17 protein-coding genes and 1 other RNA gene are annotated in these 20,945 nt (G+C 33.2%); 5 read left to right on the top strand and 13 right to left on the bottom strand.

From position 1 onward, the window contains the following. The first annotated feature begins 138 nt into the window (after positions 1–138). A complete protein-coding gene (locus GQ47_RS08640) occupies positions 139–423 on the top strand; it encodes a hypothetical protein (protein ID WP_035647301.1) in 285 nt (94 codons plus the stop codon). A 16-nt stretch (positions 424–439) separates the two neighbouring features. Here the strand turns inward: GQ47_RS08640 and GQ47_RS08635 are convergent, their stop codons facing one another. The 3 genes from GQ47_RS08635 to GQ47_RS08630 all read right to left on the bottom strand — a co-directional run bounded on the left by GQ47_RS08635 (position 440) and on the right by GQ47_RS08630 (position 3,390). Beyond that, positions 440–1,600 carry a tyrosine-type recombinase/integrase gene (locus GQ47_RS08635; protein WP_035647299.1) on the bottom strand — a complete coding sequence of 387 codons (1,161 nt, stop codon included), beginning with the start codon at positions 1,598–1,600 and terminating at the stop codon, positions 440–442. A gap of 122 nt (positions 1,601–1,722) precedes the next feature. Continuing rightward, positions 1,723–2,120, bottom strand: a transfer-messenger RNA (tmRNA) gene (ssrA, locus tag GQ47_RS23160). Between the two features lie 67 nt (positions 2,121–2,187). After that, positions 2,188–3,390 carry a serine hydrolase domain-containing protein gene (locus tag GQ47_RS08630; protein ID WP_035647297.1) on the bottom strand — a complete coding sequence of 401 codons (1,203 nt, stop codon included), beginning with the start codon at positions 3,388–3,390 and terminating at the stop codon, positions 2,188–2,190. A gap of 240 nt (positions 3,391–3,630) precedes the next feature. Between GQ47_RS08630 and GQ47_RS08625 the strand changes: the two genes are divergently transcribed. Next, positions 3,631–4,839 carry an NAD(P)-dependent oxidoreductase gene (locus GQ47_RS08625; RefSeq protein WP_035647294.1) on the top strand — a complete coding sequence of 403 codons (1,209 nt, stop codon included), beginning with the start codon at positions 3,631–3,633 and terminating at the stop codon, positions 4,837–4,839. Between the two features lie 105 nt (positions 4,840–4,944). Here the strand turns inward: GQ47_RS08625 and fumC are convergent, their stop codons facing one another. The 3 genes from fumC to arsC form a co-directional block, all read right to left on the bottom strand. Then, positions 4,945–6,330 carry a class II fumarate hydratase gene (gene fumC, locus GQ47_RS08620; protein WP_035647292.1) on the bottom strand — a complete coding sequence of 462 codons (1,386 nt, stop codon included), beginning with the start codon at positions 6,328–6,330 and terminating at the stop codon, positions 4,945–4,947. Between the two features lie 647 nt (positions 6,331–6,977). Continuing rightward, positions 6,978–9,437 carry a TonB-dependent receptor gene (locus GQ47_RS08610; protein WP_035647289.1) on the bottom strand — a complete coding sequence of 820 codons (2,460 nt, stop codon included), beginning with the start codon at positions 9,435–9,437 and terminating at the stop codon, positions 6,978–6,980. A 92-nt stretch (positions 9,438–9,529) separates the two neighbouring features. Next, a complete protein-coding gene (gene arsC, locus GQ47_RS08605) occupies positions 9,530–9,874 on the bottom strand; it encodes an arsenate reductase (glutaredoxin) (protein WP_035647288.1) in 345 nt (114 codons plus the stop codon). 112 nt (positions 9,875–9,986) lie between these two features. On the opposite strand from arsC, the gene GQ47_RS08600 reads away from it, so the two are divergent. Both GQ47_RS08600 and GQ47_RS08595 read left to right on the top strand, forming a co-directional pair. Beyond that, on the top strand, positions 9,987–10,913 hold the full coding sequence (locus GQ47_RS08600) for a CPBP family intramembrane glutamic endopeptidase (protein ID WP_035647287.1): 927 nt from the start codon (positions 9,987–9,989) through the stop codon (positions 10,911–10,913). 10 nt (positions 10,914–10,923) lie between these two features. Then, positions 10,924–11,967 (top strand): AMP-binding protein, encoded by a 1,044-nt coding sequence (locus tag GQ47_RS08595; RefSeq protein WP_035647286.1) that lies wholly within the window; start codon positions 10,924–10,926, stop codon positions 11,965–11,967. Positions 11,968–12,042: 75 nt separating this feature from the next. Here the strand turns inward: GQ47_RS08595 and GQ47_RS08590 are convergent, their stop codons facing one another. From GQ47_RS08590 to GQ47_RS08580, 3 genes are all read right to left on the bottom strand, one after another. After that, the gene (locus tag GQ47_RS08590; protein WP_035647285.1) at positions 12,043–13,257 is read right to left on the bottom strand and encodes an RsmB/NOP family class I SAM-dependent RNA methyltransferase; all 1,215 of its coding nucleotides are present in this window, start codon (positions 13,255–13,257) and stop codon (positions 12,043–12,045) included. 144 nt (positions 13,258–13,401) lie between these two features. Beyond that, positions 13,402–15,378 (bottom strand): KUP/HAK/KT family potassium transporter, encoded by a 1,977-nt coding sequence (locus tag GQ47_RS08585; protein WP_035647284.1) that lies wholly within the window; start codon positions 15,376–15,378, stop codon positions 13,402–13,404. Between the two features lie 134 nt (positions 15,379–15,512). Beyond that, entirely contained in the window at positions 15,513–16,784 is a 1,272-nt protein-coding gene (locus GQ47_RS08580; protein WP_035647281.1) for a hypothetical protein, read from the bottom strand. 236 nt (positions 16,785–17,020) lie between these two features. Here GQ47_RS08580 and GQ47_RS08575 point away from each other — a divergent pair, with 236 nt between their 5' ends. Continuing rightward, on the top strand, positions 17,021–18,082 hold the full coding sequence (locus GQ47_RS08575; protein ID WP_035647277.1) for a WD40/YVTN/BNR-like repeat-containing protein: 1,062 nt from the start codon (positions 17,021–17,023) through the stop codon (positions 18,080–18,082). Positions 18,083–18,168: 86 nt separating this feature from the next. On the opposite strand, the gene GQ47_RS08570 is transcribed toward GQ47_RS08575, so the two are convergent. The 4 genes from GQ47_RS08570 to GQ47_RS08555 are packed head-to-tail and all read right to left on the bottom strand — an operon-like array spanning position 18,169 to position 20,916. Then, on the bottom strand, positions 18,169–18,627 hold the full coding sequence (locus GQ47_RS08570; protein WP_035647275.1) for a sensor of ECF-type sigma factor: 459 nt from the start codon (positions 18,625–18,627) through the stop codon (positions 18,169–18,171). A gap of 17 nt (positions 18,628–18,644) precedes the next feature. Next, positions 18,645–19,058 (bottom strand): hypothetical protein, encoded by a 414-nt coding sequence (locus GQ47_RS08565; RefSeq protein WP_035647271.1) that lies wholly within the window; start codon positions 19,056–19,058, stop codon positions 18,645–18,647. A gap of 33 nt (positions 19,059–19,091) precedes the next feature. Further along, the gene (locus tag GQ47_RS08560; RefSeq protein ID WP_035647268.1) at positions 19,092–19,634 is read right to left on the bottom strand and encodes an RNA polymerase sigma factor; all 543 of its coding nucleotides are present in this window, start codon (positions 19,632–19,634) and stop codon (positions 19,092–19,094) included. 58 nt (positions 19,635–19,692) lie between these two features. Further along, positions 19,693–20,916 carry an SRPBCC family protein gene (locus GQ47_RS08555; protein ID WP_035647265.1) on the bottom strand — a complete coding sequence of 408 codons (1,224 nt, stop codon included), beginning with the start codon at positions 20,914–20,916 and terminating at the stop codon, positions 19,693–19,695. Between the last annotated feature and the right edge of the window lie 29 nt (positions 20,917–20,945).

Raw genomic sequence — 20,945 nt, 5'->3', positions numbered from 1 at the left:
TTGTTTATTTGGTTAGTTAATTGGTTGGAAAAGCGGTTCAGAAATGGATCGCTTTTTTGTTTGTATGTAATGAAAAATGTTACAATTTTTAACGTGTTATAAAGCTGTAAAATTATCGGGTTATATAATTTTGCATTTATGGCATTAAGTAATATTGAAATAAAAATAATAGGTGATTATATATGGAATGAGGATTTGCAGATTTATCATGAAAAAATAAATGATGACTTTGTGTACTATTTTAAAGATTGGTTGGAGAATCTTGTTAGTATTCCAAAAACAATAAATGTAAATATCAATGTTGATTATCATGTCAATCAAGAAAGATTTGTAATTTCATATATAAGTACAAGAGAGAAAGAATTATTGCAAGCTTTAAAAGATGATAATTCTTTCTCTGATAAGTATTTTTTGAAATTATAGCATGTAATGTTTCAGATTAAAAATCGGGTGATTTTTCAAGAATTTGCTGGCGATTAACTTCTTTTACAACGGTTGCATATCTTAAGGTCATCATTTTTGAAGTATGACCGTATAATTCTCTAAGAGCGTCAAGTTCTACGCCTGCAAGGATTTTTTTATTAGCTCCAAGATGTTTTAATGAATACATATCTACATTTATTTCTAATTCTGTTTTGATTAGTTTTCTCCATAATTTAGAAGCGCAGTCTCGGTTTAATTTTCTTGGTCCTGGAACAAAGTCCAATTCTTTTTTTAATCCTCTGTTTGAAAATTCGCGATATGACCCGAAGACGTAAAAAGAGCTATTATATTTGGATAGATTCATTTCTTCAAAATATGTCTTTAAAAACGGGTTTATAGGTACAATTCTTTCGATGTCGGTTTTTGTTATTTCCGGAGGTAGAATTATTTGTGATTTTTTTAAATCAATCATTTTGATTTGAATGTGTAAAAGTTCTTCAGGTCTAATACCGGTGTGGAATATTGATATAATATAAGTGTAAAAACTTGGAAAATCTGTGAGAATCTTTTTTTTAATCAATTTAATTTCTTCATCGGTTGCTGGAGTAAATGCATTGGTTTCACTTACTTTTAATGATTTTATACCGTGAGATGGGTTGTTTTCTATAATATCCCATTGCAATAATTCGGATAGAATAGCTTTTAAGTATCCTAAATTTTTATTGAAAGTTTGATTCGACCAATTTCGGTCTTCCCTTACTTTTTCTAAAATCAATTTTATATGTGCTCTTTTTGTTTCAGAAATTAGAAGGTTTTTCATGTTGCTGCCTAGCAAAACTTTTTTAATAGAATTTACTATACTTATACTAGCGCATAATGTTTTTTTTCCTAGGTATAGGGATTTTTTTTCAATAGCAAAATCTAGTGCCTCGGAGAAGGTCATGTATTTGAAATGATTAACTACATCAGGAATATTTGGATTCCAGCCGTTTTTTAGTTTGTCATGTAAAACATCCTTTATTGAATTAGCTTCAATAAGTCGTTTTTTGTAATTGTTGATGTAGTTGATTCCGAATTTATAACGGAAAAGCTTTTGGTTGTATCTGAAATAGACAAACCAAGGCTTAGAAAGATTGTCATATTTGACAACCTTTGGAATGGTGTAAATTGATTTCATTTTAATTTGTTTTAAAATTAAAATGCTTGCGGGGACATTAAATCAATTACTTACTAAATTTGTTCACTTTTTGTTCACTTTTTTTAACTTACTTAAATAAACCGCTGATAATCAGCGGTTTATAGTGGAGTCGCCGGGAATCGAACCCGGGTCCAAACAAGCAACTAAAGAGCTTTCTACACGTTTATTTCCTGATTGAATTTTCGATGTTAAGCTAGGCCAGAAACAGCCACCGAACACTTATCTTCTTAATTTTCGAAATCTACCCGAAGCTCATAGAAATCTAGGTTTATTTTTACGGTTCCCCTGAACGGAACGCCACAAACCAAGGCTTTCCAGGAGAATCCAGCTTCCCTACCTTGTAGAGACGTGGCGCAATCTTACTATGATTCGGATTATGCAGCTAAAGCGTAATTATTTTCGCCGTGTAAAAGTTCGAGATCTTATATTTACGAGCAAGGTCTCAATGCTCGACGTGCTTACTGTTCAATTCGACTTGCTGTCAAAACCAGTCGACCCCAAAAAATAAGTCTGCAAATTTATACTATTTGAAATTACTTTCTGCTAAAATTTTCAGAAAAATTGTATTATTCTTCGTCCTTGAAATTAAAAGGATAATCGCCAAAAATTGGAGCCAGTTTACGAACCGCATAAGTGTTTCTGGTCATTTTATTTGATAACGCAATTATGGTCACATGTTCTTTCATTAAAGTAATGTAAGATGAGGTATTTCCATGCCACCAACCGTTGTGGAAATAAAAATTCTGTCCTGTTTCCCAATTAATCATTCTGATTCCAAGACCGTAGTTTTTAGTTCCTTTACGCTCGTTGCTGTAACCCGTATAAACTTGTTTTAATAAAGCCGGCTTTAAAAAGTCAGGTGATTGTCTTGCTCTGTCAAATTTCAAAAGATCGCGAACAGTTGAAAAAACATTTTTGTCTCCGTAAACATTGTCTAAATAATCGAAACCAATTTCGGCTCCGTTGCCTTTATAGGAAGGAACAATTGTTTTTCTGTCTTTATCATCATCAAAAATATAAGTATTCGTCATGCCCAATGGCTTGAAAATCATTTCAGCCATTGCTTCTTTATATTTTAAACCGGTGATTTTTTCGATAATCAACGCGAGCATTGCATAATTGGTATTGCAGTAGCCGAAACGTGTTCCGGTTTTTGCTTCTAAGCCAATATCTTTTGTTGCTAAAATATCCAGAATATCTTTATTCGTTAATTGATTATGTCTATCCCAAACCGATTTATCGTGATCTGTGAAATAAGCATAATTACGCATTCCGGTGCGATGGCTTAAAAGCATTCGAACCGTACAGTCTTCGTATGGAAAGGTTTTTAGAATCGTATTGACTTTTTGATCTAAATCAAGTTTTCCAGCATTTACTAGTTTTAAAACCGCAGTTGCCGTCAAAACTTTACTTACTGATGCAATTTGTACAGGAGTTTCGGCAGTGATTTTTGTTCCTTCATTTTTGTTAACGTAACCATTGTATCTTTCAAAAATAATTTGTCCGTTTCTTGCCACTAAAAAACTTCCATTCATGCTATTGTTTGGCCAGTTTTTATTATAAAAGTGATTAATTCTGCCTTTTACGGAATTTATGTAGGCTTGTGATATTCTTTTTTCAGGGCCTAATGGCTTCATCTTTGGCATTGTATCTTCTACTACTGAAGCTGGATCAACGCTAGTCTTTTTATCATTGCCACATGAACTTAAAACTAAAATTAGGAAAAGTATTTGTGGTATCTTTGTCATTTTAAGGAAACTCATTTTCATCATTCTTTAAAAACAAATATATAGAATTCAATATTTATGTTTTTGAAATTTTAGCGACTTCAAAAGGCTATGTTAACATAATTTTAACTAAATTTTTAGTTAGTCGATTGTTATTCAGCATTCAACGGTTTTTAAATATTCTAAATTGTAATTTTTGAACAAAACTTTAACGAAATTTGTTATATTTGAAACAAATACGATGTAAAAAGTTATATTATTAAATGCTTTAAACTTATTTAAATGAAATTTGGAATTATAAAAGAAAGAAAAAACCCACCAGATAGACGTGTAGTATTTGCTCCAGATGCATTAGCAAAATTAAAACAGCAATATCATGATGCTGTAATAGAAGTTGAGAGTTCGGATATAAGGATTTTTTCAGATCTTCAATATAAAAGTATGGGCTTAACGGTGACAGATGATGTTTCTGACTGTGATGTATTATTTGGAGTAAAAGAGGTTCCTATAGAAAATTTAATTCCAAATAAAGCGTATTTCTTTTTTTCGCATACTATAAAAAAACAGCCTCATAACAGAAAATTACTTCAGGCTATTTTAGAAAAAAATATAGACTTATATGACCATGAAACGATAGTTAATGAGTTGGATCATCGTTTAATTGGTTTTGGAAAATACGCCGGAATGGTTGGTGTTTATAACGGAATCAGAGCTTTCGGAATTAAATTCGAATTGTTCAAACTTCCAAAAGCGGAAACACTTTCTGGAAAAGAAGATTTGATAAAGCATTTAAAACGCATAACAATGCCAGCTTTAAAATTTGTTGTGACCGGAACCGGAAAGGTTGGGAGCGGAGCCAAAGAAATTTTGGATGCTATAAAAGTAAAAGAAATTACAGTTGACAATTATCTGACTAAAAAATATGCGCAGGCAGTTTATGTTCAATTGGATGTTTTAGAATATAATAAAAGAAAAGACGGTCAGGTTTTGGATTTTAAAGATTTTGTAACTCATCCTGAAGAATATACTTCTGATTTTGAAAAATTTACGAAAGTTTCGGATATCTATTTTGCTGGACATTTCCACGCCAGTGCAGCACCAATGATTTTGACTAGAGAAATGTTGAATGCTAGCGATTGCAAACTTAAAGTTGTGGCAGATATTTCATGTGACGTTGGCGGGCCAATTGCCTGTACCGTTCGTTCGTCAACCATTGCTGAACCTTTATATGGTTATTTTCCTTTAGAAGATAAAGAAGTTGATTTTTTTCATCCGGCTGCGGTTGCAGTAATGGCGGTTGATAATTTGCCATGCGAAATTCCGAAAGACGCCAGCGAAGGTTTTGGAGAGCAATTCATGGAACATGTAATTCCGGCTTTCTTCAACGGAGATAAAGACGGAATCCTAAAACGTGCTAAAATCACTGAAAATGGAAAATTGACAGAGAGATTTAGTTATTTACAAGACTACGTTGATAATGGTGAATTGTAAATTGTTAATTATAAATTTAAAAAGAGCTTTCTAAATTTTAGAAAGCTCTTTTTATATAACGTTGCAGATTAATTAACCATTAACCATTTATAATTCACAATTAATTTACACCATATCTTCCGGTTTCACCCAAGCATCAAAATCTTCTGGAGAAACGTAGCCTAAACGAACAGCTTCTTCTTTTAAAGTAGTTCCGTTTTTATGAGCAGTTTGGGCGATTTCAGCTGCTTTGTAGTAACCAATTTTAGTATTTAAAGCGGTTACAAGCATAAGAGAATTGTCTACCAATTCTTTAATACGTTTATAATTTGGTTCGATTCCCTGAGCGCAATGTTCGTCGAATGAAACGCAGGCATCTCCTAATAATCTCGCCGATTGTAAAAAGTTTGCAGCCATAACGGGTTTAAAAACATTAAGTTCGTAATGTCCTTGCATACCGCCAACAGCAATTGCCATATCATTTCCAATTACCTGCGCGCAAACCATCGTTAAAGCTTCACATTGCGTCGGATTTACTTTTCCTGGCATGATAGAAGATCCTGGTTCGTTTTCAGGAATATGAATTTCTCCAATTCCAGATCGAGGTCCAGAAGCCAGCATTCTAACATCATTTGCAATTTTGTTTAATGAAACGGCCAATTGTTTCAGGGCTCCGTGAGTTTCTACGATGGCGTCATGTGCTGCTAAAGCTTCAAATTTATTTTCGGCTGTTATAAATGGATGATTGGTGAATTTTGCAATATATTCAGCTACTTTTACGTCGTAACCTTTTGGAGTATTTAATCCGGTTCCCACTGCAGTTCCGCCTAGAGCAATTTCTGACAAATGTGCTAAAGTATTTTTTAAAGCTTTTAATCCGAAGGCCAATTGAGCTGCGTAACCAGAAATTTCTTGTCCGAGTGTTAAAGGAGTTGCGTCCATCAAGTGTGTGCGGCCAATTTTAACAACATCTTTAAATTCGGTTGCTTTTTTGACTAATGTTGCGTGTAGTTTTTCAACGCCCGGAATTGTGGTTTCAACGACCATTTTATAAGCCGCAATGTGCATTCCGGTTGGGAAAGTATCATTTGATGATTGTGATTTGTTTACATCGTCATTTGCTTTTATGAATTGTTCGCCTTCGCCAATTTCAAAACCTTTCAAAACCTGAGCGCGATTGGCAATTACTTCGTTGACGTTCATGTTGCTTTGCGTTCCTGAGCCGGTTTGCCAAATTACCAGCGGAAACTGATCGTCTAATTGTCCTGCCAATATTTCGTCGCAAACTGTTGCAATGGCGTCTCTTTTTTCAATTGGTAAAACCCCTAAATCATAATTAGCGTAAGCGGCTGCTTTTTTTAGATAGGCAAAACCTTCAATGATTTCTTTTGGCATTGAACCGGAGTTTCCTATTTTAAAATTGTTTCGGGAACGTTCTGTTTGCGCACCCCAATATTTATCGGCTGGGACCTGAACTTCACCCATGGTGTCTTTTTCTATTCTGTATTTCATTACGTTGTTTGTAAAATGTTATTTGTAAAATGTGAAATGTTGTCTGTAAAAATGAATTTCTCTTGAAAACGGGTTTCCTAGCCCTGATGGGAGCGGCATCCTTTTGTGCTGGGGTTCAGCACAAAAGATATAGCGGACAGCAGGAATCAGCTCCTGAAAATTATTATGAATTTCGATGAAGTCTTTATTTAAAAGGTTTCGCATTCAAAAAAAAGCTTATTTAAAATGAGTATAAATATACGGATAAATGTTATTTCCCGAAAATTGATTTAGATTTTATTGCAGTGGAAGAATATATAACCTACATTTGTCGTAACATTCAAAAATTCCGGAAAACATGTTTGAATTTTCACAGTACTTAGGCTTTTTACTTTTCTTAACCATACTAACTATAGGGTTTTGGTTAATGTTTTTCTTGGTTGGTTTCGTATCTTATTGGGTTACGGGAGCTAGCTGGGAAATGTTCAAAGAAAAGAGAGCTAAAAAAAGACAAGAAGAACAGTCAATTTAATTATAAATTGATTTCATAAAAAAGGACCACGATTGTGAGTCCTTTTTTTTATTTAAATTCGGATGTAAAAAAAAAATCCAAATTCCAGTTTTTAAACTTGGAATTTGGATTTTTATATATTGGGACTTTTATAGTATTATCCTGGGAAGTCTCCTCCGCCATCACCTTCTTTTGGTGCAGCATTTTTATCTCTTTCACCTTTAGGTTTATTGAAACGGTAAGTGAACGATAAATTGAATTGACGTTTACGGAATTGCATTTCGCTATAAGCGGTTTGGCTTTCAAGTGTTGTAGAATTTTGCAGATATGTATATGATCTCATAATTCTAGAATTGAAAATATCGCTGATGTTGAATGCAATTGTTGCTTTGTCTTTCATGACATCTTTGCTCAATGCTGTATTCATACCAAACATGTCTAAGTTTTTCCCTTGAGCTGTTTTTTGTGAACCATTGTAGTTTGCACTTAACTGCCAGTCAATTTTGTATGGCAAAGTTAACTTTGAGTTGATTCTTGCAAACCAAGTGTTAGCTTGATTGTCAAGATTTTGCACTACAGTATTTCCGTTAAAATCAACATAAGTGTTTTCTCCAGTTGTTTTTACGTTGTAAAAATTGAAGTTACTGTTGATTCTCCAGATTTTGAATGGCGTATAATTCAATGTAAATTCAAATCCGAATTTTTGCTCTTTTCCAAGATTGATTGGTCGGTTTAAAATAACTGGAATGCCATTTACGAAATTACCATTTGGAGTACGTACAAAACTGAAAACATCTTTTGTGTCTTCAAAATAAGCTGATGTATTGAAAGTCAATTTGCTCCAACGTTTAATATATCCAATATCGTATTTATCAGTCAATGAAGGATCTAAGTCTGGATTTCCTTGAAAAATATTGATGTTACTTGAGTAATTTACAGCCGGGTTCATGAAACGCCCTCTTGGTCTAGTTAAACGCTTGCTGTAGCTAGCAGAAAAACTGCTTTGATCTGAGATTTCATAACTAATGAAAGCACTTGGAAACAAGTTGTTGTATTTTTTAGTATTGAAATCGCTTGTCTCCAATAAATTCACATGAATATTTGTATCCTCCCAACGAAGTCCAAATAAGTAAGAGAATTTATTTATTTTGAAACCATATTGTGTGTAAAGTGCGTTGATGTTTTCTTTGTATTCTAATGTATTGGAAAGATTTGGATCTTTTAGTCCATTTTCATCTGTTACAAAATATTCATTGTTCAAATCGCCAAAACTACCTTTATATCCTGCTTCAAACTGACTTCCTTTTCCTAATGGCAAAACATAATCGGCTTGGAATAATACTTGCTTTTGAACTTGATTATTTAATGTAGTATTGTAATTTGGGGAAGCAGTAATAGTACTGTTGCTGTCATCATCGTTTTTAGAAATCGATAAGTCAGCTGTCAGTTTATGCCCTTTGTCGTTGAAGTTTTTAATTAAATTAGAAGTATACTCAACGTTTTGACTTCCAGTTTCACCATCATTTAAACGGAAAGAAGTTCCTGTAAAAGCATGCGATGCATCAAAATTGTTGTAATTGATTAAATCACGTGTATCACCTGAATTTTTTTGATAGTTAATGGCATTTGTCCAATAGGTATTTGGCGCTACAGTCCATTCGATTCCCGCTCTTCCGTTAAAACCATCTGAAGTTCTTTTAGTATCACGATCTTCATCCAAGAAACCTTTAGGAGTTCCGTCAGCATTCAAATATTCAGTGTTGGTTAAACCAGCTCCTTCGTTTGTTCTGTGATTGTATCCTAAAGTTGTGAAATAATTTAATTTTTCAGTTTTGTAGTTCAAATTTCCGCTTAAACCGTAAGTTTCAGGAATTCCCGTTGAAGCTATAAAAGTTCCGTTGAAACCTTGATTTTTACCTTTTTTAAGAATAATATTGATCAAACCAGATCCACCTTCAGCATCGTAACGAGCAGATGGATTGGTAATAACTTCTACTTTGTCAATCGCATCAGCTGGAAGCTGACGTAAAGCTTCAGCAATATTAATAGCGTTTGAAGGTCGTCCGTCAATCAGAATTCTAATATTGTCGCTTCCTCTTAAACTTACATTTCCTTCAGTATCAACAGAAACAGACGGAACATTGTCAAGAACATCACTTACAGTTCCTCCTTTTACCATCATATCCTGACCAACGCTGTATACTTTTTTGTCCAGTTTTATTTCTACAGTCGATTTTTCTGCACGAACGACAACTTCGTTCAATTGTGCTGCATCTTCTGATAAATTCACAACGCCCAAACTCATATCGCCAGAAATAGTTTTTCCTTTGATTTCAGTTGATTTAAACGAAATGAATTCTACTTTAATATCATAAGTTCCAGGTACAACGGCTACTTCAAATTCCCCTTTTGGATTTGTGATTCCGCCGGCAACAACTTTTGTGTCGTTTGGCGCCATAAACGAAATAGTAGCATATTCAAGTGGCTGTTTGCTAACCTTTTCGAAAACTTTTCCAGTAACTTTTACCTTGTTTTTACCAGGAGGCGCCTGTTGTGCATAGTTGTAAAAACTTGTAAAAAAAAGAACAAGCAGTACAGCAAATTTGATTTTCTTCATTTTATTTTTGGTTTCATTTCCTGTTTAGACCGAAAATTTAGCGTTTGGTTTAAAGGGGAAATCACAAAAAAATGTTAATTCGACTTTTAAAATTAATCCAGAAAATCGGCTACCAGATTAAGATCTCTTCCAATAATAGCTTTTCCATCTTTAACAACAATTGGTCTTTCAATTAAAATTGGATTTTCAACCATTGCCTGAATAATTTCGTCGTTAGTAAGGTTTTTTCCTTTGTAATTTTCTATCCAGATATTTTCTTTAATTCGAACTAACTGAATTGGTTCCAGATTTAATTTTGCTAGTAAATCTTTTAATTCTGAGAAACTTGGAGTATCTGTTAAATAAGGAATAATTTCATATTCTTCTTTTGACTGATCAATAAAAGCCAAACAGCTTCTTGATTTTCCGCAGCGTGGATTATGATAAATTTGTATCATTTTGTTATATTTAGGAATTGTAAGATAGTTAACGCAAAAATTAGGTATTTTCGCAGGACCAAAAATACTATTTACTTATTAAATCGAATTCTCATTTTAAAATTATATATAAATGTTTTTAGAACAAGGAATTAAGCCTCACAATAAATTTTTTCTGTATCTGATTGGTTCAATAATTATTATAGTAGCTTCGTTTATTGGCCAGATTCCGCTTTCTGTGGCGGTTCTTTACTCCAGTTTTAAAAATAAAACAGAAATCCCGACTGGTAATGACGCGGTTTTAAAAGTATTTGAACCTAATCTGACTTTGTTTTTGGTTATGATTTCTTTTGTTTTTGCGTTTGCAGGTATTTATTTGGTTGTAAAATATCTTCATCGTCAAACTCTTTTATCAGTAACGACATCACGAAAGAAAGTCGATTGGAACCGAATTTTATTTTCATTTGTACTTTGGGCAGTTTTCTCTACTTTGAGTTTTGGTGTTCTTTATTTGAATGATCCTCAGAATTTTATATGGAATTTTAAATTAGTTCCTTTCTTGATTTTAGTTGTCATAGGAACTTTGCTTATTCCGATACAAACCAGTACCGAAGAATATATTTTTAGAGGATATTTAATGCAGGGTTTTGCAAATTTGGCTAAAAACAGATGGTTTCCTTTAATGATGACTTCTCTTATTTTTGGTTCTATGCATGTTTTTAATCCCGAAGTAGCAAAAATGGGCTATATTATTATGGTTTACTATATCGGAACCGGGTTGTTTTTAGGAATCATAACTCTTATGGATGAAGGAATAGAACTGGCACTTGGTTTTCATGCTGCAAATAATTTGACTGGCGCTTTGTTGGTAACGTCAGATTGGACCGTTTTTCAAACACATTCTATTTTCAAAGATATGTCTGAGCCTTCAGCGGGTCTTGACGTAATATTACCGGTTGTAATTGTATATCCTATTTTGCTTTTTATTTTCAGCAAAAAATATAAATGGACAAATTGGAAAGAAAAATTGACTGGTGAGATAACTCTTAAAAATCTTTAATTTAATAATCATGACACAGTTAACACATAAAAATGTACATAATTATTTTAAAATCAACGGATATCATTTAAATGCGAAAGATTTATGCCGCGTTGGGTACAGTTTCATAAAAGAAGGTGATGTTTATGAGCGTGCAATAGGTGAGTTTCTTCTGGATTGGTTTGATAATAAGGATTATATCGAAATGACGACTTCGGGTACAACCGGACTTCCAAAATTGGTCAGATTAGAAAAACAAGCTATGATTCAGTCGGCTTTGGCAACTGGAGATTTTTTTGGTTTGGAGCCAGGAGACAGAGCGTTGTTGTGTTTGCCGACACAGTTTATTGCCGGAAAAATGATGTTGGTAAGAAGTTTGATTTTAGGACTTGATATTGATGTTAAAGCCCCGAGTACTGAACCATTAGCTTTTAATTCTGAAAAGTATGATTTCGTAGCAATGGTTCCTTTACAAGTTCAGAATTCAATTGAAAAGCTTAAAAATGTAAAGAAATTAATTATTGGCGGAGCAAAAATGGATTCAGCACTTGAAGCAGAATTACTAAAATTAAATGGCGAAATATACGAAACGTATGGAATGACCGAAACCATAACGCATATTGCCGCCAAAAAAGTTGGAGAAAGTGCTTTCTCAATCTTACCAAATGTAAAAATCGAAAAAGACGATCGCGGTTGTCTTGTAATTTATGTTTCGTCTATTTCTGAGGAACCAATTATTACGAATGATTTGGTCGAATTGATAAATGATAAACAATTTGTTTTTTTAGGAAGAATCGACAATGTGATTAATAGTGGAGGAGTGAAGCTGATTCCTGAACAGATTGAAGCAAAATTGGTCGGCAAAATTCCAAATCGATTTTTTGTTACCGGAGTTCCGGATTCAATTTTGGGTGAAAAATTAATTTTGGTTATAGAAGGTGAAAAACAGGAATTTGCACCTGATTTTTTTGATGTTTTAGGAAAATTTGAAAAGCCAAAAGAAATTGTTTTTGTTCCAAAATTTAAAGAAAACGAAAACGGAAAGTTATTGCGAAAGCCAACTTTAGAAGCATAAAACCCTAAAATAAAAAATCCCAAATTTCAATAACTGCGATTGAAATTTGGGATTTTAAATATGTGAATTAAAGTCTTATGCTTTACGCTCTAAAAGTGCCATATAGAATCCGTCGAAACCAGATTCAGAAGCCAGCATTTTGCGATCTTCAATAAATTTAAATTGTTTTCCTATTTCTGTTTTTAGAAATTTCTCTACTTGCTCCTGATTTTCAGAAGGCAATACAGAACAAGTTGCATAAACTAATTTTCCGCCTGGTTTTACAATTTTAGAATAGCTTTCTAAAACCTCACTCTGAACTTTACGAATGTTGTCAATAAATTCAGGCTGTAATTTCCATTTCGAATCTGGATTTCTTTTTAAAACTCCCAATCCGCTGCATGGTGCGTCAATTAAAACACGATCAGCTTTTTCGTGTAATTTTTTGATGACTTTTGTGCTGTCAATAATGCGGTATTCAATATTAAAAGCGCCATTTCTTTTAGCTCTTAATTTTAATTGCTTCAATTTGCTTTCGTACAAATCCATTGCAATCAATTGACCTTTGTTTTCCATCAAAGAAGCCATGTGTAATGTTTTTCCTCCCGCTCCTGCGCAGGTGTCAACAACACGCATTCCTGGTTTTACGTCCAGAAATCCTGCGACCAATTGCGAATTGGCATCCTGAACTTCAAACAAACCTTGTTTAAAAGCATCTGTCAAAAACACATTTGCTCTTTCTTTTAAAACCAAAGCTTCGGGCTGATCTTTCAAATATTCTGTTTCAATATTCAAATCCATCAACGTGTTTCTTAAGTTTTCTTTAGTTCCTTTAAGTGTATTTGTTCTTAAAATAACTTTTGCCGGTTGGTTTTGAGCTGCAATTTCTTTAGACCAAACTTTTTCGCCTAATTCTTTTACACCTAATTCATCCATCCAATCTGGAATAGATTCTTTTAAAGCTCTCACTTTCGAAAGCTCATCAAAACGACCTTTTATTTTTCTTTCAGGAGTTCCTTCTAATTGTCTCCAGTCCGGGATTGGGTATCCTCTTAAAACAGCCCAAACCGCAAACATTCTCCATAAATTATCTCTGTCGTATGGTTCTTTTACTTCCGCAATTTCTGCGTAAAGACGCTTCCAACGAACAATTTCGTATATTGTTTCAGCAACAAACTTCCTGTCAGAACTTCCCCAACGTTTGTCTTTTTTTAATGCTCTTGCTACCACTTTATCTGCATATTCTCCTTCATTGAAAATTGCATTTAAAGAATCGATGGTAGTATAAACTAAATTTCTGTGTAATCTCATTTCTATAATTTGAGTTGCAAAGGTACTATTAATTGATTGAAAGTTAAATTTTTAATGCTGATTGTTCATTTGACTTTCATTTAAAAAGAAAAAAACACTCTGATAAAGTTTTAAAAGAGTGTTTTTTAGAATATTTTGAAAAGGTTAATTTTTTATAATTCGGGTCAATCCGATGTTTTCCGGAGCGTGAAGCACCATTGGGAATTTCTCTATTTTAACCGAACTACTATCTAAACCAAATGCTCTTTCTTCAGACAAACTCAGTTTTTTGATAAAGAAATAAGAGTTCATGATAATATTTTCGTGCCATCTTAAATCATTGTCGTTTGATAAGAATTTCTCAGACAATACAAATTTAAAGTCTCCAATAATATTGTTTTTGTTCAATGATTCATAACGGCTGGTAATATCAACTTCACCACGTTTTACCATATCACGGATTACTTCTCTGAACATTAAATTGATTTTTGTAGGCTCTCTAAATCCTAAGTTAAAATCAATTCTGTAAATGTCATCTCTGGCAATTTCAGTAACTTTATATTCAGTTTTATAAGGCTCAGTAAGAATATTTACGTGTACAAACCAGTAAATATCAGCTCTTTTTGGGCGCTTTTGCAGGATCGAATAAATTACTTTTTCCTCTAATTCATCAACACGATTGGCATTCGTCATATATACCAAATGCGTCGCGTATTTTGGAATTGATAAATCTTTACTCAGTTCTACTAATACCTTTTTATAATCGTCAATTTTGATGATTTTAGTATAGCTTTTGTTAATTTTCTTAGCCAGATACCAAATCGTCATAATTGAAATCAATAAAATTGCAATAATCAAAGTAACATAACCGCCTTCGGCAAATTTTGTAATATTGGCAAAAAGGAAACTGAATTCAATCAATAAATAAATCGTGATCAACGGTACCATAAAATATAGTTTTACACGCTTCATGATCAAATAATAATTCAATAGAATAGTAGTCATGATCATACATAAAATAATGGCAAGACCATAAGCATGCTCCATATTTCCTGATTTTTCGAAGTGAAGTACGATTCCAACACATCCAAAAAACAATAACCAGTTAATTGACGGAATGTATAATTGACCTTTAACTTCTGTCGGATATTTGATTTTTACTTTTGGCCAGAAATTCAGACGCATTGCTTCATTAATCAAAGTAAACGAACCGCTAATTAATGCTTGTGATGCAATTACAGCTGCTAAAGTTGCTACTACAATTCCGAATGGAAGAAACCAGTGTGGCATGATTAAGTAAAATGGGTTTCCATTTTCTCCGCCTAATTGCTGTAAAGTGCTTCCTTCGTGATGTGTTAAATAAGCCGCCTGACCAAAGTAGTTTAATACTAAAGTAGCTTTTACGAAAATCCAGCTGATACGAATGTTTTTTCTTCCGCAGTGCCCCATGTCAGAGTACAAAGCTTCAGCTCCTGTCGTACAAAGGAATACAAAACCAAGAACAAAAAATCCGTCAGGATGAATAGATAATAAATGGTAAGCATAATATGGATTTACCGCTTTGATAACTTCAGGATAGTGAAAAATCTGAATTGCTCCTAAAGTTCCAAGCATTGCAAACCATATCAACATCATTGGTGCGAAAAATTTTCCAACCAATTTTGTTCCAAATTGCTGTATCGTAAATAAAATAAATAGAATGGCAATTACAATAGAAATAATGGTTTCCGTTTCCATTGTAGGATAGAAAGCTCTGATTCCTTCAACTGCAGATGAAATTGAAATTGGAGGTGTGATAATTCCATCGGCCAAAAGTGCACTTCCCCCAATAATGGCGGGCACAATGAGCCATTGAATTTTTGTTTTTTTGACTAAAGCATAAAGAGCAAAAATTCCACCTTCACCATGATTGTCAGCACTTAAAGTAATAAGTACATATTTTATTGTAGTTTGAAGAGTAAGAGTCCAAAAAACACAGGAAATCCCCCCTAAAACAATATCCGAATTTATTGCATATTCACCAAGAATGGCTTTCATTACATACAATGGAGAGGTGCCAATATCTCCATAAATAATTCCTAATGTGATCAATAGACCCCCTATAGACAACTTACTATGTAAGTTTTTATGCGCTGCGCTCATGTTTGATTTTATAAAAGACGGTTGCAAATTTACTGTTTTAAAACAAATTAGAGACAATTATAATTAAAAAGATAAAAAAAAGCACAATCCCCAAATTGTGCTTTTAATTTTAAATAAAAATTGTGATATTTTGATTATCCTCTTCTGCCGCCACCTCTAGATCCGTTTTCTCTTTGTGGTTCACTGCTTCTAGATTCTTGTCTCATTTGTGGAGCTTCAGAACGAGGTGCGCTTTGTGGTCTTGAACTATAAGATCTGTTCTCTGAGTTTCCTCTGTTTTCAGAGTAACTTCTTGATGGCTGCGCTTGTGGTGCAGGAGCAGTTCTTTCAACGCTTGGTCTGTTCATTGAGTTTCCTCTGTTTTCAGAATAACCTCTTGAAGGATTATTGTTTTGAGATGCTGGTCTGTCTGCATAATTTCTGTTTTCTGAATTTCCTCTTGGAACAGAAACAGCGGGATTGTTTCTGCTGTAATCTGGTCTTGAAGGAGTAGCAACAGGTGTGTTATTTTCTCTGTTGTTTACAGCTGGACGGCTTGTATTGTTATAACTTCTGTCTGAATTATAGTTTCTATCTGAAACTCTGTTTTCTCCATATTGAGGTCTTCCAGAATTTGATCTGATTGGATTGTCATTGTTTTGAGAAGCATTATAGTTTCTGCTTGTTGCTCTTCTTTGGTCCAAATCATATCTGTTGCTTGTATTCACGTGTCTGTCTGCAAAGCTGTAATTAGGTCTCATTCTTTCGTATCCATAAGTACGTCTTGATTCGTAAAGAACCGGAGCTCTGTAACTTCTTCTGTAATTTACATAGTTGTAACTGTAGTTTGCGTTGATGCAAATATTTACGTTGTTTCTATATCTGTAAACAGGGTAAGGTCTCCACGCTGTGTAATAAGTTGGATAATACCCCCAATTCCAAGTAGAACAGTATGGTCTGTAATTTGTTACCCAAAACGAACCGTAAATTACTGGAACAACATTGTAAACAGGCTCATAAATATAGTTTGCTCCGTATAAATAAGTGTTTCCTACAACCTGTACAGTTACTTTGTTATAGTTGTCTCTTTCTACATCTATTGTTGCAATGTCTTGGTAAACATCACGATCTAAAACTGCCTGGATAATTACAACGTGAGTTCTGTTTTCTACAGATTCGATTACACGTAAATAATCAACTTGATCATCTCCATTTAAATCAAGATTTGATATTTGATATTTTGGATCATTCAATCTTCTTTCAAAATCCTGAAGATTTGATGATTCTCCAAACATTGAAGCAACAGCTCTTAAATCTAAGTTATCGCTGATGTCTGAATTTTTTGCATAAACAGTGGCTTGATTTTGTGCTGAACAAGAACTAAGTCCGATAGTTAAAAATGCTAGTATAAGTAGGTTCGCTTTCATGGCAAATAATATTGAAAAATTAATTATTGTAGAATATCCAATTACTGTGCCAAAAAAATAATTTGTATGTCTGATTCTATTAAAAAGCTTAGTGTTAAATAGTTGTGTTTTATTGGATTGTTTTTATTTTTGCCTTGACAAAAAATAGTGTTCAAAAATTTTATTATCAAAAAAAACAAAAGCTATTTTATATGTTATAAATAATTGTATTTTAGCAAATACTAAATCTAACCTACATGAGAAAAATTATATTATTTTTTAGTTTATTTGTTTTGTTGGTGTCTTTTAAAGCATTGAAAAATAGTGATAAAGCGCCAGTAACAGGCGGTTTTGTTTCGATGCAGACAGAAATTTTGTTTCAGGATAAAATCAGCATCAGAGCTATTTCAATTGATAATAATAAAGTTTGGTACGGAGCCGATAATTCCCGTTTTGGCTGTTTTGATTTAGATAAGAGAGAGAAATTTGAAGATCATATTTATCGTGATACACTTAATTTAGAGTTTAGAAGTATTGCGCAAAACACAAAAAGCGTGTTTTTGTTAAGTGTAGGAAATCCTGCTTTATTGTATCAGGTTGATAAAAAAACTAGAAAAGTAAAATTAGTTTATAAAGAAGTTAATTCGAAAGTGTTTTACGACAGTATGCAGTTTTGGAATGACAAAGAAGGAATTGCAATTGGTGATCCTACAGAAGATACTTTTTCTATGATTGTTACTCGTGATGGAGGTGAAACTTGGACAAAGCTATTATCTGATAAATTGCCTACAAACACTCAAGGTGAAGCAGCTTTTGCAGCAAGTAACACCAATATTGTAATTAAAGGAAATGATACCTGGCTGGTTTCTGGTGGAAAAAAAGCTCGTGTTTTTTATTCTCCTGATAAAGCAAAAACATGGAAAGTCGTTGATACTCCAATTATGCAGGGCAAAGAAATGACTGGTATTTTTACAGCTGATTTTTATGATGCCAAACATGGTTTTGCAGCAGGCGGAGATTATGAATTTCCAGAGAAAAATGCTGAAAACAAAATTTGTACTAAAGACGGAGGGAAAACATGGGAATTAGTAGGACAGAATCAAGGTTTTGGATATGCGTCATGTGTTCAATATGTTCCAGGAAGTAATGCCAGAGAATTAGTTTGTGTGGGTTCTTCAGGAATCCAGTATTCTCAGGATGGAGGTGCAACATGGAAACAATTATCAGATGATTCTAAGCTTTTTACTATCCGATTCGTTAATAAAAATACTGCAATCGCTGCGGGTTATAATAAGTTAATCCGAATCACTTTTATATAGTCACACAGTATTCTTAAAAATAACAAACCCCCTAAATAATAAAGTAAGTATTATTATATAGGGGGTTTGTCGCTGTTGTACTTTTCTTAATCTTTTGCAGCTTTATCGCGATATTGTTTTAATAATTTTCGGTTAAAGTCGTCTTCAGATTTTTTAAGCTTTAATATCTTTTTGGCTGAAAGTATTTTCTTTAAGTTCGAATTGTATTTTTCGCGTAAAAGATATAATTCCTTATCAGTGCTTTCCATTTGTGCAAGCAGGACTGCAGCTTCTTTTTCTGAAATTGAATTGATATTATCATCATCCAGACGCTCTAGATAGGCTTTCATTTTTTGATGCCTCAATTCAAATTGTCTATCATCATAGGCATTGTAAATGGGCCAGAATTTTTCAGCTTCTGTGGGAGTCAGTTCTAATTCGGTTGTTAAAAAAGAAACTTTATAAGCTTTAATCTTTTCACGTTTTTCATCTGTTTTACCGCTTTGCGCATAAAATGAAAAACTTACCAGGAATAAAATTATCGGCAATATGTTTTTGATTTTCATCTTTTAAGTTTTGTTTTTTATTCAGAAATTAAGTGTTCGATGTTTGGATTTGATGCCAGGATGTCTTCAAGAGTTTCATCTTCAATAGCAACATTTTTATTTAGTTTTTGAATATCTTTTGTGTCCAGATTCTGAATCAGATCATATTGATTCAAATTAGACTGATAAGATAAATAGGTTTCTAAAGTGGCTTCGTCAAGTTCTTTAGAAGTGGCATTGTAATTATTGACTATAGGAATCATAAGTGCAAAAACAATTACTGCGGCCGCAGCGATTGAAATTACATTCTTACGTTTGTAAAACGGTATTACTTTTACTTCTTTTTCGTTAATCTGCTGTAAAACTTTTGCCGATAAATCATCAAAATAATGCTCTGGAGTTTTAAATCCAGATTTGATTTTCGGTTCGTTTTCTAATTTAAATGCTTTCATAATGTCTATAAGATAGTTTTTTTTACAAAAGGTTTAATTTGATGTAACATATAATTCAATTTTTTTTACCGCATGATGATAAGATGCTTTTAATGCGCCTACTGAAGTTCCTAAAATTTCAGCAATTTCTTCATATTTTAATTCTTCAAAATATTTCATTTTGAAGACTAATTGTTGTTTTTCGGGCAGAGTGATTATGGCTTTTTGGAGCTTTATTTGAATTTCATCTCCATTAAAATAGATATCAGATTTTAAATTTTCTATCGTTTTTGTCTGTAAAGCTTCTGATGTTAATCCGCTTAGTTTTGCTTTTTGATTTAAAAAGGTCAAAGCTTCGTTTGTTGCAATGCGATACATCCAGGAAAAAAGCTTGCTTTCGCCTTTAAAATTTTTTAAATACTGAAAAACCTTTACAAAAGTATTTTGCAAAACATCATCTGCATCATCGTGATTCAAAACAATGTTCCGAATATGAGAATACAGCGGTTTTTGATAATCAGACAAGAGTTTTTGAAACGCAGCGTTTTGCGTTTTAGGATTTAATAATTCTTGTATAAATTCCTTCTCGTCTGTCAAACTTTTTCATTTATCGTATTAGAATGAATTTTAAGCTAAAGGTTTAAAAGTCTTTATTTTAGAATTCGTCTTCTTCAGGTTTTGCTGGTGGAGTAGTGACAGGTTTTGGTGCTGCCGGTTTTGGTTTCACTGGTTTTTTTACAACAGGTGTCGTTGCTGTCGGATTTGTTGCAGCAGGATCTGCGGTTGTTGTATTTGTTTCCGTTGGCTCAGGCTGAGAACCGTAAACATCAGTAGTTGGCGCTGTTGTTACAGGAACAACTTTAGGTTTTGTAGGGAAATAAATCTCTGTAAGTAATTTAGACGAACTTTTTGTGTCTAATTTGCTTACAGTTAATATTTCAAGATGCGACCAGCTTAAATCTGGCATAATTTTTTGATTGTTTATATAAGCTGTTGTTTTAGCAATTGCTTCACTTGTATGTGAATAGTCGCCTGTTAAAGTTGTTTTTACAGCTTCAAAGCCATTTAATTTTCCTGATAAGATATCACTTCCTGAACTAATCGAAATTTCTTTATTTATTGGTAAACAGATTGAAATCTTAGCTAATCCTGTTGTCGTATCGTAAGTGTGATAAATAATGAAAGGCTTTCCTGTTGTTTGCAGCGCATTGGTTTCGCTAAAATGAATAAGTTTCGGAATGACAATTCTTGCATTTTTATTTATTTTAGAAATTTCACTTGTAAAAGTCTGTTTAATATAAGGTGTTTCGGTTTTTTGTACTACACCGTCTACTTTTATATTGTAGGTTTTAGTTTCGTAATCCAGATTTTTGTCAATGTTGGCAAGGCTTTTTTCATAAATTGTTCCAATAACCTTGTTTGAACCTCCATTTAGGGCTGTATAGATTTTGAACAAAAAGCTCATTGTCCCTTTTGCTTTCCAGGTAACTTTTGTTTTTCCCGCTAAAGTATCTTTGAAAGTCCAGTTTACGTCGGCCTCTGTACCATCATATTTCATTTTTTGCTGAATGCTTTCTCCATCTTTTGTTTTGAGAGTGATTGCATTTCCAGAACCTTCAGTTCCTGTCCAGTAAAATGATGCGCCGTTTCCAGCTGTTTTATTTGGGAAAGTAAAGTTTAATGACGGATCTTCAAGAGCCCATGATTCAAAATCTTCATAATTTCTAAAATCATTTATATAATTGTAGACAGTAGCTTTTGGTGAATTGATTACTTTGCTTCTTTCTACATCAAAAATTCCTTTTTGAGTAGCAACAAAAACGGTAAGAGCAACTAAGCTTAATAATGCTAAAAGAAATAAATATTTTAGAATCTTCATTTGGGTAGATTGTTTGGTGTCGTAAAGTT

Source organism: Flavobacterium sp. ASV13 (assembly GCF_000745775.1).
GTDB lineage: Bacteria > Bacteroidota > Bacteroidia > Flavobacteriales > Flavobacteriaceae > Flavobacterium.
Note: the sequence above shows the minus strand (reverse complement) of the source record. Positions and strands in the feature narration are given on the sequence as shown.

Bases quoted from the DNA above. Each gene is read 5' to 3' on its own strand.
- GQ47_RS08595 (WP_035647286.1), top strand. From the start codon at position 10,924: ATGACACAGTTAACACATAAAAATGTACATAATTATTTTAAAATCAAC.
- GQ47_RS08625 (WP_035647294.1), top strand. From the start codon at position 3,631: ATGAAATTTGGAATTATAAAAGAAAGAAAAAACCCACCAGATAGACGT.
- GQ47_RS08610 (WP_035647289.1), bottom strand. From the start codon at position 9,437: ATGAAGAAAATCAAATTTGCTGTACTGCTTGTTCTTTTTTTTACAAGT.
- fumC (WP_035647292.1), bottom strand. From the start codon at position 6,330: ATGAAATACAGAATAGAAAAAGACACCATGGGTGAAGTTCAGGTCCCA.
- GQ47_RS08585 (WP_035647284.1), bottom strand. From the start codon at position 15,378: ATGAGCGCAGCGCATAAAAACTTACATAGTAAGTTGTCTATAGGGGGT.
- GQ47_RS08555 (WP_035647265.1), bottom strand. From the start codon at position 20,916: ATGAAGATTCTAAAATATTTATTTCTTTTAGCATTATTAAGCTTAGTT.
- GQ47_RS08570 (WP_035647275.1), bottom strand. From the start codon at position 18,627: ATGAAAATCAAAAACATATTGCCGATAATTTTATTCCTGGTAAGTTTT.
- arsC (WP_035647288.1), bottom strand. From the start codon at position 9,874: ATGATACAAATTTATCATAATCCACGCTGCGGAAAATCAAGAAGCTGT.
- GQ47_RS08575 (WP_035647277.1), top strand. From the start codon at position 17,021: ATGAGAAAAATTATATTATTTTTTAGTTTATTTGTTTTGTTGGTGTCT.
- GQ47_RS08565 (WP_035647271.1), bottom strand. From the start codon at position 19,058: ATGAAAGCATTTAAATTAGAAAACGAACCGAAAATCAAATCTGGATTT.
- GQ47_RS08640 (WP_035647301.1), top strand. From the start codon at position 139: ATGGCATTAAGTAATATTGAAATAAAAATAATAGGTGATTATATATGG.
- GQ47_RS08590 (WP_035647285.1), bottom strand. From the start codon at position 13,257: ATGAGATTACACAGAAATTTAGTTTATACTACCATCGATTCTTTAAAT.
- GQ47_RS08630 (WP_035647297.1), bottom strand. From the start codon at position 3,390: ATGAAAATGAGTTTCCTTAAAATGACAAAGATACCACAAATACTTTTC.
- GQ47_RS08635 (WP_035647299.1), bottom strand. From the start codon at position 1,600: ATGAAATCAATTTACACCATTCCAAAGGTTGTCAAATATGACAATCTT.
- GQ47_RS08580 (WP_035647281.1), bottom strand. From the start codon at position 16,784: ATGAAAGCGAACCTACTTATACTAGCATTTTTAACTATCGGACTTAGT.
- GQ47_RS08600 (WP_035647287.1), top strand. From the start codon at position 9,987: ATGTTTTTAGAACAAGGAATTAAGCCTCACAATAAATTTTTTCTGTAT.